This is a genomic window from Psychrobacillus sp. INOP01 (assembly GCF_018140925.1).
In the GTDB taxonomy this organism is placed as follows: Bacteria; Bacillota; Bacilli; order Bacillales_A; family Planococcaceae; genus Psychrobacillus.
This window is the reverse complement of the sequence record NZ_CP073315.1, coordinates 3,971,526-3,987,485: the sequence shown is the minus strand read 5'-3', so window position 1 is coordinate 3,987,485 and position 15,960 is coordinate 3,971,526. Positions and strand designations below refer to the sequence as shown.

15 protein-coding genes are annotated in these 15,960 nt (G+C 35.8%); 3 read left to right on the top strand and 12 right to left on the bottom strand.

Translation table 11 applies throughout. The features are described 5' to 3' along the window. Nucleotides 1-16: 16 nt before the first annotated feature. Nucleotides 17-172, bottom strand: a complete 156-nt coding sequence (locus KD050_RS19605) for a hypothetical protein (RefSeq protein ID WP_211893974.1) — start codon at nt 170-172, stop codon at nt 17-19. A gap of 183 nt (nt 173-355) precedes the next feature. On the opposite strand from KD050_RS19605, the gene recU reads away from it, so the two are divergent. Together recU and KD050_RS19595 are read left to right on the top strand one after the other, a co-directional pair. Continuing rightward, nucleotides 356-955 carry a Holliday junction resolvase RecU gene (gene recU, locus KD050_RS19600; RefSeq protein ID WP_211893973.1) on the top strand — a complete coding sequence of 200 codons (600 nt, stop codon included), beginning with the start codon at nt 356-358 and terminating at the stop codon, nt 953-955. 21 nt (nt 956-976) lie between these two features. After that, nucleotides 977-3,613, top strand: coding sequence for a PBP1A family penicillin-binding protein (locus tag KD050_RS19595; RefSeq protein ID WP_211893972.1), 2,637 nt, complete (start codon nt 977-979; stop codon nt 3,611-3,613). 218 nt (nt 3,614-3,831) lie between these two features. Here KD050_RS19595 and KD050_RS19590 read toward each other — a convergent pair whose 3' ends face one another. The 10 genes from KD050_RS19590 to KD050_RS19545 all read right to left on the bottom strand — a co-directional run bounded on the left by KD050_RS19590 (nt 3,832) and on the right by KD050_RS19545 (nt 13,952). Then, complete coding sequence (locus KD050_RS19590) at nt 3,832-4,125, bottom strand: YpoC family protein (protein WP_211893971.1); 294 nt, start codon at nt 4,123-4,125, stop codon at nt 3,832-3,834. Continuing rightward, a complete protein-coding gene (gene nth, locus KD050_RS19585; protein ID WP_211893970.1) occupies nt 4,112-4,768 on the bottom strand; it encodes an endonuclease III in 657 nt (218 codons plus the stop codon). Before nth ends, KD050_RS19590 begins: the two co-directional genes overlap by 14 nt. A 9-nt stretch (nt 4,769-4,777) precedes the next feature. Then, on the bottom strand, nt 4,778-5,488 hold the full coding sequence (locus tag KD050_RS19580) for a DnaD domain-containing protein (protein WP_211893969.1): 711 nt from the start codon (nt 5,486-5,488) through the stop codon (nt 4,778-4,780). A 40-nt stretch (nt 5,489-5,528) separates the two neighbouring features. Further along, the gene (gene asnS, locus KD050_RS19575; protein ID WP_211893968.1) at nt 5,529-6,824 is read right to left on the bottom strand and encodes an asparagine--tRNA ligase; all 1,296 of its coding nucleotides are present in this window, start codon (nt 6,822-6,824) and stop codon (nt 5,529-5,531) included. A gap of 21 nt (nt 6,825-6,845) precedes the next feature. Continuing rightward, complete coding sequence (locus KD050_RS19570) at nt 6,846-7,334, bottom strand: cell wall elongation regulator TseB-like domain-containing protein (protein ID WP_211893967.1); 489 nt, start codon at nt 7,332-7,334, stop codon at nt 6,846-6,848. A gap of 3 nt (nt 7,335-7,337) precedes the next feature. Then, nucleotides 7,338-7,508: a YpmA family protein gene (locus tag KD050_RS19565; RefSeq protein WP_211893966.1), complete on the bottom strand. Its 171-nt coding sequence runs from the start codon at nt 7,506-7,508 to the stop codon at nt 7,338-7,340. 21 nt (nt 7,509-7,529) lie between these two features. Further along, a complete protein-coding gene (gene dinG, locus KD050_RS19560; protein ID WP_370627147.1) occupies nt 7,530-10,289 on the bottom strand; it encodes an ATP-dependent DNA helicase DinG in 2,760 nt (919 codons plus the stop codon). A gap of 663 nt (nt 10,290-10,952) precedes the next feature. Next, nucleotides 10,953-12,182 (bottom strand): MFS transporter, encoded by a 1,230-nt coding sequence (locus KD050_RS19555; RefSeq protein ID WP_211893964.1) that lies wholly within the window; start codon nt 12,180-12,182, stop codon nt 10,953-10,955. Nucleotides 12,183-12,211: 29 nt separating this feature from the next. Beyond that, nucleotides 12,212-13,237: an ROK family transcriptional regulator gene (locus KD050_RS19550; protein ID WP_370627146.1), complete on the bottom strand. Its 1,026-nt coding sequence runs from the start codon at nt 13,235-13,237 to the stop codon at nt 12,212-12,214. A gap of 277 nt (nt 13,238-13,514) precedes the next feature. Beyond that, on the bottom strand, nt 13,515-13,952 hold the full coding sequence (locus KD050_RS19545; RefSeq protein WP_211893962.1) for a hypothetical protein: 438 nt from the start codon (nt 13,950-13,952) through the stop codon (nt 13,515-13,517). A 158-nt stretch (nt 13,953-14,110) separates the two neighbouring features. Here KD050_RS19545 and KD050_RS19540 point away from each other — a divergent pair, with 158 nt between their 5' ends. After that, nucleotides 14,111-15,115, top strand: coding sequence for a nucleoid-associated protein (locus KD050_RS19540; RefSeq protein ID WP_211893961.1), 1,005 nt, complete (start codon nt 14,111-14,113; stop codon nt 15,113-15,115). A 282-nt stretch (nt 15,116-15,397) separates the two neighbouring features. Here the strand turns inward: KD050_RS19540 and KD050_RS19535 are convergent, their stop codons facing one another. After that, nucleotides 15,398-15,799 carry a DUF4830 domain-containing protein gene (locus tag KD050_RS19535; protein WP_211893960.1) on the bottom strand — a complete coding sequence of 134 codons (402 nt, stop codon included), beginning with the start codon at nt 15,797-15,799 and terminating at the stop codon, nt 15,398-15,400. Nucleotides 15,800-15,960: the final 161 nt, after the last annotated feature.

Below are 15,960 nucleotides of genomic sequence, written 5' to 3'. Positions count from 1 at the left end.
AGCGAACGTACATTCCTTATAATTTATTCTCAATTTTTTCCAACTTCCCAAGTAGCCGAAATGAATTTTTACTAAAATCCTCTTCAAATTTATCCTGCTCGTCATTTAACCGATTTTCCAATAAAAACTCTAGAAGCTCTAACTGATCTATAAGTCTTTCAATTTTATTCATCACATATTCCCCCTTTTTAAGGGTATATTCGCCAGTTTTACATGCACTCCTTCCGGTTTGACAAAGCATCTTCTTAAAAGACAAAACAAGTGTTTACTCGACATTCCGGGAAATGAAACCTTATATATTAGCTGTTCGTCTAATGTACTTGTGATAAACTAATAGCATAAAGAGGTGATTATTTTGGCTATTCATTATCCAAATGGAAAAGCGTATATCCCGGTTACAAAAGCAAAAATAGAAAAGAAAAAAGATTACTCTTTCAGTAATAGAGGTAAGACGTTAGAAGACGAAATAAACGATGCAAATGAATTTTATTTTGCGCAGGATATTGCTGTTATTCATAAAAAACCAATACCAATCCAAGTTGTCAAAGTAGATTATCCTTCTAGAAGTAGTGCAGTTATTAAAGAAGCATATTATCGAACACCTTCTACAACTGACTTTAATGGAGTATATCAAGGTAAATATATTGACTTTGAAGCAAAAGAAACGGAAAATAGAACAGCATTTCCTTTAAAAAATGTTCATCTTCATCAGGTTGAACATATGAGAAAAGTTTCAAAACAATTGGGAATTACCTTTCTGCTCGTCCGTTTTTCTGCATTAGAACGTTATTTTTATTTGCCTTTTGAACAATTATCGTTATTTTGGGATAGAATGCTAACAGGAGGAAGAAAATCTATTGCATTATCAGAAATGGAAACACACGCAATAGAGATAACTCCAAGATATGCACCAAGAATTGATTATTTAAAAATAGTTAATGACTTGAACGTATAAAGTGAAAGTGAGGAGACGTTTATGAGTGAGCAAAAAATGACTCGTGAACAACGTAGAAAACAACAAGAAAAAAAGAAACAGACTAAAACACCAGCTAAACTATGGATTAAAAGAATATTGTTAACCATTGTAATTATTGGTGTGGTTGGACTTATAGCTGGAGGTTCACTATTCGCCTTCTACGCAAGCAGTGCACCAGAATTAGATGAAACAGCTTTAAAAGATCCTATTAGTCCAAAACTGTTAGACGCTAACGGAGACCTTTTCGCAACAGTTGGTGCCGAAAGCAGGGAATATGTCCCTTATGACGAAATTCCACAACAAATGGAAGATGCAATCATTGCTACAGAGGATGCTCGTTTTTACGATCATTTTGGTGTAGATGTATTACGTTTAGGAAAAGCAGTACTCGCTAACATCACAAATGGTTTTGGTGATCAAGGGGCAAGTACGATTACACAACAAGTCATAAAAAATTCATTTCTTACAAATGAAAAAACATTAAAACGAAAAGCACAAGAAGCCTATCTATCCATACAACTAGAACGAAAATATGAAAAAGAAGAAATTTTCGAAATGTACTTTAATAAAGTACTAATGTCTGGAAGAATATACGGTTATGGTACAGCAGCGCAGCATTTCTATGGTAAAGATTTGAAAGACCTTACACTAGATCAATTCGCAGTACTAGCTGGTATGTCGCAACGTCCAAATGCGTTTAATCCGTTTAAAAATCCTGACCTTACGGAAGAACGAAGAAATGTCGTATTACATTTGATGAATTTACATGGGAAGATCACAAAGGAAGAAATGAAGACGGCTCAAGCTGTTCCAATAGAAGATACTCTATTACCTGAGGATCAACGAGTAGCCAATCAAAATTCTAAATATGATGCTTTCATAGACATCGTATTAAATGAACTAGAAGCTAATGGTGATGGAGATGCTATCTCTGAGGGGATTACTATCTACACTACGTTACAACCAAATGCACAACAACAAGTAGAGAAGACATTAAATTCTGATATGTTCCCTACCGAGGATATCCAGTCTGCTGTAGCAGTAATTGACACGAAAACAGGAGCTGTTGCTGCTGTTGGTGGCGGAAGAAATTTTGGAGCAAATCGAGGCTGGAACTTAGCAGAAGACATGAAAACACGCTCGCTTGGCTCTACGATCAAGCCATTAATCGACTATGCTCCAGCAATAGAATATTTAGGCTGGTCTACTGGACAAACAATTGTTGATGAAGAAATTACGTATACAGGCACAGATCAAGTAGTTCGTAACTTTGATAGAAAATATAGAGGTGCTATGACATTTAGAGAAGCGTTGTATAATTCTCGAAATGTTCCAGCAGTTAAAACACTTCAAGAAGTAGGACCAGATAATGCTGAGGAATTTATTAACCGATTTGGAATTGATCTTGGTGAAATATATGAAAGTAGTGCAATTGGTGGTACTGAGAAATCAATGTCCCCTATTCAACTAGCTGGAGCTTATGCGGCTTTTGGAAATAGTGGGATCCATACAGAACCATATTCCATAAACAAAATTGTTTATCGTGATGGAAAAACGGAAAAAAATTATAAACCTAAAGCAAAAGAAGTAATGAAGGATTCTACTGCTTATATGATTACGGATGTATTACGTGATGTATTGACAAAAGGTACAGGTAAGCGTGCTGCCGTAAGTGGTTTAGATATTGCAGGTAAATCCGGAACTTCCAACTATAGTAGTGATGATATGGAAAAATGGGATTTACCAAGCAGTGCCTTCCCTGATGTATGGTTTGCTGGCTATACGACTGATTACTCAGTTTCTGTATGGTCTGGATATCCAGATATGAAAACACCTATGACTACAAATGAGGAGCGAAACTTACCCCAGAATATTTTCAAAGAAGTAATGGCTAACATTTCTACAGACGCAGCAAATGAAAAATTTAGCAAGCCAAATTCTGTAGTAGAAGTCACAATTGAAAAAGGTTCAAGTCCGCTTAAACTGGCAAGCGAATATACACCAGACGAACTAAAATTGACGGAACTGTTTGTAAGAGGCACAGAGCCTACTGCAGTTTCAGAGGAATATAAACAACTTGAGTTGAATACACCATCCAATCTTTCGGTGGATTATGATGAATTAACATCTACTGCTACATTAGCTTGGGATTTCGATCAGGAAGATATTGAATCTGAAGTTCAATTTGAAGTTGCTGTAACGATAGATAATGGACCACCTGAAGTAATTGAAACAACTAACCAAAAAGGGTTGATCGTACAAAACCTTATCCCAGGAAGTACGTATACGTTCAGTGTAACAGCAGTATCAGAGGATGTTCGAAGTGATAGTGCTTCTGCGAGCTTAACATTAGATGCAATAGTTGAAGAAGATTTAGATGATTTAGATCCAATAGAAGAAGACCCAGAAAATCCAGATGGGTCGAATAATGGTAATTCGAATGGAAATGGAAACAATAATGGGAATGGCAATGGTAACGGAAACGGCAATGGTAATGGTAACAACGGTGGTAACGGAAATGGAGATGGATCTGATTCAGGTGATGGTAATGAAAACCCTGACGATGGTTCAACGGAAAACCCAACTGATGGCACTGGAGAAACCGGTGAAAATGGGGAACCTGGAACGAATCCTTAATTAACCAAAAAGTAGCAGGTCATGACTGAAGTCATGACCTGCTACTTTTTAGTCAAATATAGAACGTGCGAGAATGAACTTATAATGTACGATATAGAATTCACCTTAGTGATTTTCACCTAAACGAGAGAGCCCCCGACCATTCTGCAACAATTTATAGGTATTTTTTAAGGACTAATTGTTTATCTATAACGTTAAAAGCGGATGAATCCTAGGATTCATCCGTTTTTGTTTTGTGCACGTATGCGCGCTATTTTTTTCTTTGATTCCTTAAAAAGCTCATCGAGTTGAATAAATGCGACATGTCTTTCTATATTGGACTCGATAAATTTTAAGCGGTCTGTATAGTTTAATGGGGCTGCTTCTGGTATTTCATCATGAATAGACACTAGTAGATAAACACCCTTTCGCATCAGCCCAAACTTTTTCATGTTGTTTGATCTTATTAACCCTAGTAGTTCTTCACGAATTATTTCCCATTCATCGAAATTCCGCTGATTACTGTGGGACAATTTTATTCATCCTCTTCTTCCCTTCCCTGCAAACCGAGAGTAGAGGGCATTCAGGGCAATTTGGATTTTGCGCTTTACAATGATAGCGACCAAAAAATATTAATTGGTGATGCGTTTTAGACCATAATTCTATTGGTGTCTTTTTCATTAATGTTTCTTCAACTTGTAGAACTGAGTCTTTCCACCTGCAAAGTCCTAAACGTTTTGATACTCTTTCAACATGCGTGTCTACTGCAATCGCTGGAATATCAAATGCGACCGAAACAACTACATTAGCAGTTTTACGACCTACTCCAGGAAAGGTAGTAAGCAAATCACGATCAGGCGGCACTTCCCCACCATATAACTCTACAAGCTGTTTACTAAGCGCTTGAATATTTTTAGACTTATTACGAAACAAACCAATAGAACGAATATCTGACTGCAATTCCTCAATGGATACTGCTAAATAATCCTCTGGTTTTTTATATTTTTGAAATAAGTTCTTTGTTACTTTATTGACTAACACATCTGTACATTGTGCGGATAACAAAGTAGCGACTAACAATTCGAAAGGGTTATCATGCACCAACTCACAATGTGCATCTGGGAACATTTCCTCCATCTCATCCAAACAGTATAGCCACTGTGCTTTTGTAAGCAAAATTTACACCTACTCTCTTTCTTCTAACCAATTGTAAAACGGAACTTTCAAGCTGGAAGATGGTTGTTCCGTTGTTTTTTGCACTGGAACATGCTGTCTAAATTGTGCTGATTGATTTTCAGCAGCTTCCACAGTTTTGATATTTTTCTTTTTCCATTCAAATAATATTCGATCTATATACCGGAGACTAAGCTTTTGTGAAAGTACTGCTTCCTTTAAAGCCAAGCGGATGAGTGCTACAGAATGCTTGTCTTGATCGAACCACATACCTATAGTCTCATATTCCATTGGGGATAGTAATCGACCAAATTCCTGCTCGAATAATTTATATATATCCCCTTCTTCCTCTTTGCTACGAAGATCTTTTTCATCATTTTGTTGATGCTCAATAACATCTACTAATAGCTCCCATAATTGATGGAATGCGTAATATTCATAGTGTATACCATCTTGATCTAAATGCTGCTCTATTTGTATTAACCCTTTTTGCATAAGACGTTGCAAAATAGTTACTACTTTATTTTCACTAAAATAAGTACGTTCTACTAAGTTTTGTGGGGTAGGAAAATGATTTCCTGCTTCTCCAAAAGCGAATAAATGTAATAATAGAATAGCCTCTTCATCTCTTATATTAATCGCTTTATAATGACTAAAAAAAAGCTGGGAAATAGTTACATTCCCCTGCTCAGTCCAGATACGGAGTCGATCTCGCTTTTGCATACTCGTACTCCTTTCTCTCTATATAATTTCTATTTACTTATTATGGATACAAACGATTTAATAAACGTGGGAACGGAATAGACTCACGAACATGCTCTGCTCCACTAAACCATGCGACCGTACGCTCTAGCCCTAGTCCAAAACCAGAATGAGGTACAGAACCTTGTTTACGTAGCTCTAAATACCAAGCATACGCCGATTCATCAAGTTTATGCTCCGCTAAGCGTTGTTTCAAAAGATCATAATCATGAATACGTTCAGAACCGCCAATTACTTCTCCATAACCTTCTGGAGCTATTAAATCAGCACATAAAACTACATCATCACGCTCTGGATGTGGTTGCATGTAAAATGGCTTAATGCCTACCGGATAGTGGGTAATGAATACCGGTTTATCATAGCTTTCTGCGATGGCAGTCTCATGTGGTGAACCAAAATCGTCTCCCCAAACAATGTCATCGAAGCCTTTTTCATGTAAAAACTTAATAGCATCATCGTATGAGATACGAGGGAATGGCGCTTTAATATTCTCTAACTTCGATGTATCACGACCAAGACGTTCTAACTCTAATGTACAATTTTTCAATACTGACTGTGCGATAAATTCAACATATTGTTCCTGCACTTCCAAGTTTTCCTCAAATTCTACAAATGCCATCTCTGGTTCAATCATCCAGAATTCGATTAAGTGACGACGTGTTTTAGATTTCTCTGCTCGGAATGTTGGTCCGAAAGAAAATACCTTCCCTAGTGCCATAGCCGCTGCTTCCATATATAATTGACCTGATTGAGAAAGATATGCATCCTCGTCAAAGTATTTAGTATGGAACAGTTCAGAAGTTCCTTCGGGGGATGAACCCGTTAAAATAGGCGGATCCATTTTAACAAAGCCATTTTCATTAAAAAACTCATATGTAGCACGAATAATTTCATTACGAATTTTCATAATTGCATGCTGCTTTCTAGAACGTAACCATAAATGACGGTTGTCCATGAGAAATTCCGTACCATGCTCCTTAGGAGTAATAGGGAAATCGACCGCTGCATGAATTACTTCAATTTCTTTTACCTGAAGCTCATACCCGAAAGAAGAACGTTCATCTTTAATCACTTCACCAATTACATACATAGAAGTTTCTTGTGTTAACCCTTTTGCAGTTTGAAAAATTTCTTCTCCAACCTCTTCTTTTACTACAACACCTTGCACAAAGCCTGATCCATCACGTAATTGTAAAAATGCAATTTTACCACTTGAACGTTTATTGGCAAGCCAAGCACCCATTTTTACTGTTTCTCCAACATGGTTGGCCATATCTTTAATCATGATTTTTTTCATTATACCCTCCAAAAGTTTTGACTATAGGTTCGAAATTCGTTTCCACCATTCACCATTATCGAATAACAAATATACATAATTGAGTTTGTCATCCGCATTCACATAAGTAATTTCCCAAACTGGCCCTATTTTTTCTACACCGAGTTTAGCATGTAACAGCTTACCTTCTTTTACATCCTTCATCGCTATGTCCACAGCTTGCTGCTCCGATATACCTTCGTCCATGCTGACTTCCATAATCTTTTCATCCGACTGCTTGTCTGGTAAAAAATATGCTTTTTCTTGCCCTTTAGCTGTCGTACCAATCACCGTATGAAAAGTGGATGTATTGTTATATACATAGGTCTTATCTACCTGAGCTAACAAGTTATTTTCCAAAGCATACGATTCTGCTGCATCCGTTGCATCCGAAAATGGACTTTTTGCTTGAAAGTAAATTAATAAGCTTATAATTATTGTTAAACTAAATGCAAAAATTACAATAAATAATAACCATCTTTTAAGTGCCATCTATTACGTCCTATAAATGGTGAAAATAGCTTTATTTTCATCCTGCTTATCTAATGATAGCCCAAACATTAAATCTTTCTCTTTAAGCGTACGATTTAATACATCAACTATTTTATATAAGTCAGATTGGTAGTCGACTACAACAGTCGATAGCGTTTCAATTTTGTTTTCCATATTCCTACCTGCTTTCTAAAATCATCCTTCATTAGTATACCAATTTTCTAGCTCTAAGACCATATTTTCTAACGATACTTTCTTAACAGGAATATTAGGAATTGCCTGTAAGAAGTCTCTCCCATATGACTTCGTCTCTATTCTTCTGTCTAAGACGATGAAAACACCCTTATCTGACGATGATCGGATTAAGCGCCCGAATCCTTGTCTAAAACGCAACACTGCTTCTGGTAATGAATAGGCAGAAAATGGGTTCTGACCATTTTTCGTTATTAAATCCGCTCTTTTTTTGAATAGAGGATCATCTGGAGAGGAGAATGGTAAACGAACCATAATGATCACCGATAGTGCATCACCAGGTACATCAACTCCCTCCCAAAAACTATTCGTTCCAAATAGTACGGATTTGGAGAAACGTTGGAATGATTTTAATAATCTCATCCTACTTCCGGAAGTCATTCCTTGCGCAAAGAGCATATAGTCTTCCAATAAATGAGTATCTTGTATTAATTCCACTGTTTTTCGAAGCATATCCTGGGATGTAAATAAAACAAAGCATCTGCCTTCCGAAACTAGAACCGTTTGTACTACGGCTTCTGCAACTGCTTCAATATAATCACTCTGTGACACCTGTTTAATATCAGGCATATTTTCCACGATTAGCAACTCTGCTCCATTGTAATAATCGCTAGCTGCTTTATATTGATAAATAGGTATTTCAGAACTTAACCCAAGCTGGGAAGTGATAAAGTGCCTATTGGATGGTACGGTTAATGTACCAGATGTCCAAATAACCGCTCCCACTTCTCGGTGGGTCATTAATGCATTTTTAATATCCTCTTTATAATTTAGTGGGCGCTTAATAACAGTTAGGCTACCGGGAATACTTCTTGTATCGATTTCTAGCCATCTCGCCTCTGTTCCTCTATTCTGTAGGAAAATCTCATCCCATTCACTTACTTTAATATCTAATTCTCTTATCCAATATTGCCATTCATTGATGAAAGATTGTATTTTTTCCTCTTCCACATGCTTACTGTACGAAGTGATCATAGACTTAGTCGAGAAGATAAAAACCTGTATAGAATTAGCAACTGAACGGAAAATAGATTGATCTAAATCAAGGTCTTCTAATGCTATCATCTTCTTAGTGCTCTTCCCGTTTCTTTTACTTTTCTGAAGGAATGCATCAATGACATACGATACAGCTTTATCAAATTTTTCTATTGTTTCTACATATTGCTTTTCTAATCGAATTTGTACTGACAAAGGAACATGAAGAAGTTCCAATTTATGCAACAACTGCTCAGTATCAAGTGTTCCAAACTGCCCTAACACATATTTCCAGTTAGTATAAGAGAAAATACGCTCACCACGAGACATACTAGCGTGAATCAATTGGTGAGCTTCATCGACAATCATTGCACAACCAGAAGTTAATAATGGTTTCTCTCTTTCTTGATCGGTCATTACCATCGCATGGTTGGTTACTAATATATGACAATTTGCACTTTTGCGGAGAGCTCTTTCATAAAAATCATGTTCTCCAACCTCTTTAATGTTTGACAAACTTCCTCGCCTGATTTTATCGACAAACAGTTGCCCTCCACCAGAGGCATTTAACTCTGTTAGATCTCCATCTTCCGTTAAAGTCAGCCATACTAATATTTGCATAATCGTAAACGTTTCATCGTACGACTCATCCTCTAGTTGGACATGCTGCCAAAAGCTATAAAGATCTATATAATGATGCATCCCTTTTAGCGTTGCAACCTTAATATTCGTTTCTAAAATTGCGTTTATCTTTGGAATTTCCTCTGTCACCAATTGGTCTATCAGATGAGTTGTATATGTACTAATAATAACTGGTCTTTTCATTTTAAATGCATAGATAACAGCTGGTAATAAGTAGCCTAATGTTTTTCCAATTCCCGTTTCTGCTTCGCAAACTATTTCAGATTCGTTTGTTAGAGCTGCTTGAATTTGATCCATCAATTCAAATTGCCCCTGCCGTTCTTCAAAGCTAGAGAAACTCTTACTAAATAATTCTATTTTCATTTCCTTTGTTTTGGGAAATGAAAGTAATTCGGTTTCTTCCTGTATCTCCTTCAATACTTCTTTTACCGGAATCCCACGGTAAATTAGAAAATTGTCTGGTGATAACGCTTTTCTTTTACTTACGAGTGCGTCAAAAAATAGGATGGATAAATTAGATTTTAATTGAAAGGATCGCTTATGTAATAACTCAATAGTTTTAACTGGTAGCTTCATTAATCTATCTATACATTTTAACAATAAATGAGCAGTTGCTAAAGCATCATCATCCGCTCTATGTGCAGACTCTAAATCGATTTCTAACTCATTGGAAATATCCTGAAGCTTATAGCTATACAGGTTCGGAAACATTATTTTTGTGAATTCTACTGTATCCATTGTTTTACATACTAATTTTGAAAGTCCTACTCGTTTCAATTCCTTTTGGAGAAATGGTAGGTCAAAGTGTATATTGTGGGCAACAAAAATATGATCGTGCAGCATTTCTAATACTTCTGCCCCTATGTCCTCAAATAATGGTGCATTTTGAACATCACTATTCGCTATTTTAGTCAAATCCTGGATAAATAATGGAATAGGCTTTTCTGGGTTAATAAAAGTCGTATATGTGTTTACTATATTGTTATTTTCAATAAATACAATTGCAAGCTGAATAATACGGTCACCATTCGTCGATGAGTGGCCTGTTGTTTCAATATCGACAACTGCATATTTATGATTTTCCATCATTCCTCAACTCACAGTCCTGTTGTTCTAAAAAAATTGTACCACATTCACTTTCCAGTGACGAAACTTTTACTTTTATAAGGACTTCTATCGTCTTATTTTTAACTGTTAGATTTAAATATGAACTGTAAAATTTACTTATGTCAATGAGGGGTTTACTTACTCAATTAAAAACATGATTGCATTATGATTTATTACTTCTAAATATTTTTTTAGGATCCTTGTAGGCACTTATGAAACCATCGAAAAAAGATTGCTAGAAATTTAGTGATAACTCTCAATAAGTAACTCGGGTTTTCAACATGGATTATTTAGGTTTCACCTGTTCTCTTTTTTCGAATATCAGATAATTTATTATGAAATTGATAAGTATAAAAACAATCTCGGCATTAATTTCCCACACCTCGCCCTATTTGTTTCTCCCCTCTTTTCAGTCTTCCTTCCTAACCAGCCTCCTTACTTTACTACAATAAGAAAAAGCCATTCTTCTTGAAGAATAGCACCACATAATAACTTTTATTAAAACCAGCCACATAAAACACAATTATTTACTTACTCCCAAAATTTTGTCCGATTCAAATGGGTGAGTTTTGTCAATAAAATGTACTTTTATTTCTCTCTACTTCATTTTTAGATTTCGCTAAATATACAATCCCTACATCATTAAAGTGCTGTTGAGCTTGTATCATTCCTCTTGAATACATCCTTGTTCGCCAATAATATATTTAGCTTTTCAGAGCTTAATAGCATTGCAGTAACAAAAATAACAATAGTAATTGGGAAGATACCTATTGTTGAATGAGATGCAATGAAACCAAGGAGAGGTGGCATAAATGTTGTGCCGGTGTATGCAAACGCCATTTGATAGCCCATAATTGTCTGAGAATTTTTTTTCCCAAAACGTGCTGGCGTTTCATGCAACATACATGGGAATATCGGTGCTAATCCTAGTCCAACAATTATAAACCCAACAAGTGAGAAAGCAGACGGCAATGGTAAAACTAGTATAACGGCACCTGTCAATGCTATTATTTGCCCCCACCGTATAAGCGTACGGTTAGTAGTTTTAAAGGTTATAAATCCTGTTATAAATCTACCAATTGTTATTCCTGCATAATAAAAGGAAATCCAACCGGCAGCAGTTACTACACTTAATCCTTTAACATTTACCAAGAAACTGCTTCCCCAAAGACCGACTGTCGCTTCAACTCCACAATAAAAAAAGAAGGAAGCCAGAGCCAGTTTAACTCCTTTAGTTTGTAAAGGTTTTATTTTAGTATCTTCTTCATTGATTACACCTTTTATATCTTCATTCTCTTTCTGTAAAGTAATATCGCTCTTTGTTTTCACTTTTTTCCATAAAGGCAAAGTGAAGAGAAGGATGATAACTAATGCAAACTGAATACCTGAAATAACAAAATATCCATTTCTCCAAGAATTATCCTCTGATATTAACTGAGCCATAATGATTGGACCTAGAGTAGCTCCGACTCCCCAAAAACAATGTAACCAACTCATATGACGTGCCTTATAATTTATAGCAACATAATCGTTTAATCCTGCATCAACAGCCCCTGCTCCTAATCCCAATGGGACAGCACATACTATTAACCAAACAATAGATGGAGCAAAATGAAATCCAAGCAAAGCAAAAGCAGTCATTAATACACTGACAAATGTAACTTTTCCAGTCCCGTACCGTTTAAGTACCCTTCCACTAATCAGACTGGAGATAATTGTACCGCCTGCAATCGTCATAAAAAGGAACCCGGCAGTCTCGAGTGGAGCCCCTAAGTCCGGTTGCATCACTGGCCACGATGCCCCCAATAAGGAATCTGGTAAACCCAAGCTGATAAAAGCCAAATAAATGATCATTAAAAGGAATGTTGCCATATTTCTACCTCGCCTACTTTCCGATTGTTTTACTTTGTTGTTTCATTCAACATAAGACCAAGCCCTAGACTTTGTAATCCATATAAATAATCTTGTTTCCAATCACTTATTGTAAGCTCTGGCAGATGCTCTGAAGGAATATATTTAGAGCTTGCTATGGCAATTTTCTCCACTTGTGCTTCTTCCACTTCATCATTGCAAAAAATGATGGTATGAGGGTTAATGATAGCTGTAAATGTGGCTACTAATCTGCTAATTGGATCAATCTGATAATCTTGTGAAAACACTAACTCTTTAGATCCAGTTCCATTTTCCAAAGCATTTCGGAAATTCCGATCATTATACTGAGGGACAAATGAAACCTCTCCCGCGAAAAATGTACTACCTCGCACCACATCACCATTGATCATAAATCCTGCACCAGGACCATTTTGTCCGGAATACAAATATACTAGAGATGGATTCTCCTTAATTTCTCTATAATGGTGATATCCAAGAACAGCAGCGTTCATATCGTTCTCAACTACCACAGGTATAGAAAACTGATTCTCATAGAATCCTTTTATATCAAAATTTTGAAACTGCTCATAACCAGGTATATGAAAAATCCTTCCATTATCAACGGAACCAGGAACTCCGATTGCGATAGAACTGATTTTTGGAAAGCCTGTTATTAATTTTTCAATGCATGTAGTTAATAAATGCAACCCATCCTCCACTAATACACTTGGAACTTTTCCTTGATCCTTTACTTCCCCTACACAATTAAAAATTGCAAAATTCGTCTCTGTCCTCTCTAAGAAAATTGTAAGGCCAAGCATATGCTCGGGATTGTACGTATATCTTTTTGCTCTTCTCCCACCACTAGATTCATCTAAACCGACTGAAGTAATTTCCCCATCCTTCTCCATCTCTACTAGGAACTTACTAATGGTTGGAAAACTAATTTCTAATTTATCGCTAAGCTCAACTTTTGTTGCACTTCCTAATTCTAAAAGGGATTTCCGAATTCTAGAAAGAATTACCTTCCTCAATGACTTTTGAGTAGGATTCACAAACGTCACCTCCTATAAAGTATACTTATTAAAGACCTTTAATAAGTGATGGTGATAACATATCATATAAAATTTTCGAAAACAATCGCTATTAACAGAAATGAATGAATTTTACGTTTTTTCGAGGAGTTGTAGAAGAAAATACTAATTTATACTCAACGAGAACCCCACCTGCGAAATTTGTTGTTGAACTGTTTCGTTATTATTATATGGTTACTTCCATTTAAAAATAAAAAAAAGCTGAAACCAATAGAGTTTCAGCCTTTTCTTAGCTTTTTTATTCGTTAACTGATTCTGATAATGCGGTTAATCCAAGGTCAAGGTCCAATCCTAATTTACTAGAATAATGCTCGCTATCTTCATTCTGTCTAGATTTTCCCCAAAGACCAACTGTTCCATTTAGCATGGAAGAGATAGAGTTTTCCTCTTCTGATTCATGCCCAAATATTGACTCAGTTTCTACCTCGATCCAAAAATGTGAAGTGTCCTCTGTGTTTTCTGCTTCAATCCATGCAGACAACTGCGTCATAACTTTTGCATGGACTTCATTTTCACCGTCTTGAGAACCTAAACTAAAATCTGATGCAGAGTCTGTTCCTAGAGCAAATGATGAAGAATCATTTTCTTCGTAAGATTCAATAACGTTAACCAATGAAGTGTTGTTATCAGCATTCAAGAAAGATGAATCCTCTTCATTCTCGAATAAAGCATTCAAGCTTCCGCCCAAATGTACCTTCTGTCATGGAATAGTATGTGTCTTTTTCCTCATCTACATAGTAGTTTATTTCTTATTTTATAATAAAACACATGATAATATTGTGCAGAGTATGATATGGTAAATTATCTACAACTAAAGATTAGAAGGTGAAGACCATGTTAGAAGTAAGTGAAAGTAAATTAGCAAAGTATGTCGTACATTATGTAGGCGATACGCTTGTATTCGGAGATGAAGCATTCTCCCAACCAGAAGTTATGCTAGAAGCTGCCTTTACACAATTAGCGTTTAACAAAATTGATTTGGAGCAGCAATACGAGTTTTTTCACGAATCCGATATAGGATTAAATGAAGTATATAATTATGTAAATTCAATTTTTGACCAGGAGAGCAGCTTTCTGGAACAATCCAAGCATATAGCGACACATTTAAAAAGTGTATCCCAACATCCTAATATTAAAAATGGAGAATTGTTTATAGGATTATTCGATAATTGCTTATGGCACACAGAAGTAAAAAAGGTGCTAGCCATTGTAAAAATAGATGAAAAAGAAATGTTTCTTGACGTGAAAAATGAGCAAAACAAAATGGTTGTCAATGGAATCGACGGTATTAATGTAAAGAAAATCAATAATATGGCAATAATCATAGATATGGGGCCGGACGTAGCTCCTGCGGTATTTATGAAAACGAAAAAGAAAGAAGATGTTGTTTATTGGCAAGAGCGTTTTTTAAAGATTAAAGTAGCCGATGAACATTATCATAAAACTAATTTAGCGTTAACAGAATGTAAAAACTATATTATTAAAGAAGAAGGTTACACGAATACCGAGAAATTGGGTTTTTTAAACAAAACACTCGATTATTTTAGAAATGAAGATGAATTTCAAGTAGATAACTATATTGATACAGTCTTTGAAAAAACAGATCCAACCCAAAAAGACATTATCGTCAATTCGGTAAAACCATACGAAACGGTCATTTCCGAAAGTGCTATAGCAAAAGTAGAAAAAACGTATAAACGTAAAATCAAGTTAGATTCCAATATCGAAATTCAAGTTAACGTTCGTGATATTGACCAAGTCGAGGAGCTAATAGAAGTAGGCTACGATGAGGCAACAAATCGAAAGTTTTATAAAATTTATTTCCAAGAAGAGATATAAACGTAAAATGATAAAATTCAACATCAAAGCTGCACCTCAATTGTTAGACACTTTCTAACAATTGAGGTGTTTTGTCTATTGAGAACATAACACCAAGAACTGGCGTTTCCTTTAGTGGTCAAATACTATCTTACAAGTACTATTACAGATTCGCATAAAAAATGAGATGGTGGTCTCTGCTTGGGATTTCAAATCCTGTCGTAGATTTGTCGGATATTAACCACAGAGCTGAGAACATTATCTGTTTATATATTAATAACTTTTTTCAAGCTAACGGAAGCACTACTTTTTAATCTTTTGTTCTTTTCTCAAACGCTCTTTATCATCCAAGTTAAATGTACCAGGTTCCCAATTCGGAAGAATCCCATATCCACCAATAATATCACCATCCACTTCGAATAATATTACTTCTAGAGGTTTACCTTCCACTTCTTTCTCCTTAAGCTTATAAAAATATTCCGTCACTTCTACTCCAATATATTGTCCTAAAAAGGTAATACCACTAGCTTCAAAATTACTTAGCATTTCATCAGGAATCTCTAATTGATATGTATCAACTTCTAAAAGCTCTTTTATTTCCCACCCTTTGTTGGATAGATATAGTTCATGCTGTTTGTTAAGGCTTTCTTGACCACACCCAGGGATCAACAGTAGCATAACAAACATTGCAAATGCTTTCCTCATCACAACTAACTCCCCCTTCTGTTATCTCTCCTTCTTGAGATTAAACTTCTTATTAGTACTATGAGTTCTACAAAAAAGACATTACCCCTTTTTCTGTTTATCGATTATCTCTATACTAGACTCACCCAGTTACTAGAAGGTACCAAGCTAACGAAATTCTG

Coding starts and splice junctions, on each gene's coding strand:
- KD050_RS19570 (WP_211893967.1), bottom strand. CDS start 7,334: ATGGCACTTAAAAGATGGTTATTATTTATTGTAATTTTTGCATTTAGT.
- KD050_RS19580 (WP_211893969.1), bottom strand. CDS start 5,488: ATGCAAAAGCGAGATCGACTCCGTATCTGGACTGAGCAGGGGAATGTA.
- KD050_RS19540 (WP_211893961.1), top strand. CDS start 14,111: ATGTTAGAAGTAAGTGAAAGTAAATTAGCAAAGTATGTCGTACATTAT.
- KD050_RS19605 (WP_211893974.1), bottom strand. CDS start 172: ATGAATAAAATTGAAAGACTTATAGATCAGTTAGAGCTTCTAGAGTTT.
- KD050_RS19535 (WP_211893960.1), bottom strand. CDS start 15,799: ATGAGGAAAGCATTTGCAATGTTTGTTATGCTACTGTTGATCCCTGGG.
- KD050_RS19565 (WP_211893966.1), bottom strand. CDS start 7,508: ATGGAAAACAAAATTGAAACGCTATCGACTGTTGTAGTCGACTACCAA.
- KD050_RS19595 (WP_211893972.1), top strand. CDS start 977: ATGAGTGAGCAAAAAATGACTCGTGAACAACGTAGAAAACAACAAGAA.
- asnS (WP_211893968.1), bottom strand. CDS start 6,824: ATGAAAAAAATCATGATTAAAGATATGGCCAACCATGTTGGAGAAACA.
- dinG (WP_370627147.1), bottom strand. CDS start 10,289: ATGGAAAATCATAAATATGCAGTTGTCGATATTGAAACAACAGGCCAC.
- KD050_RS19555 (WP_211893964.1), bottom strand. CDS start 12,182: ATGGCAACATTCCTTTTAATGATCATTTATTTGGCTTTTATCAGCTTG.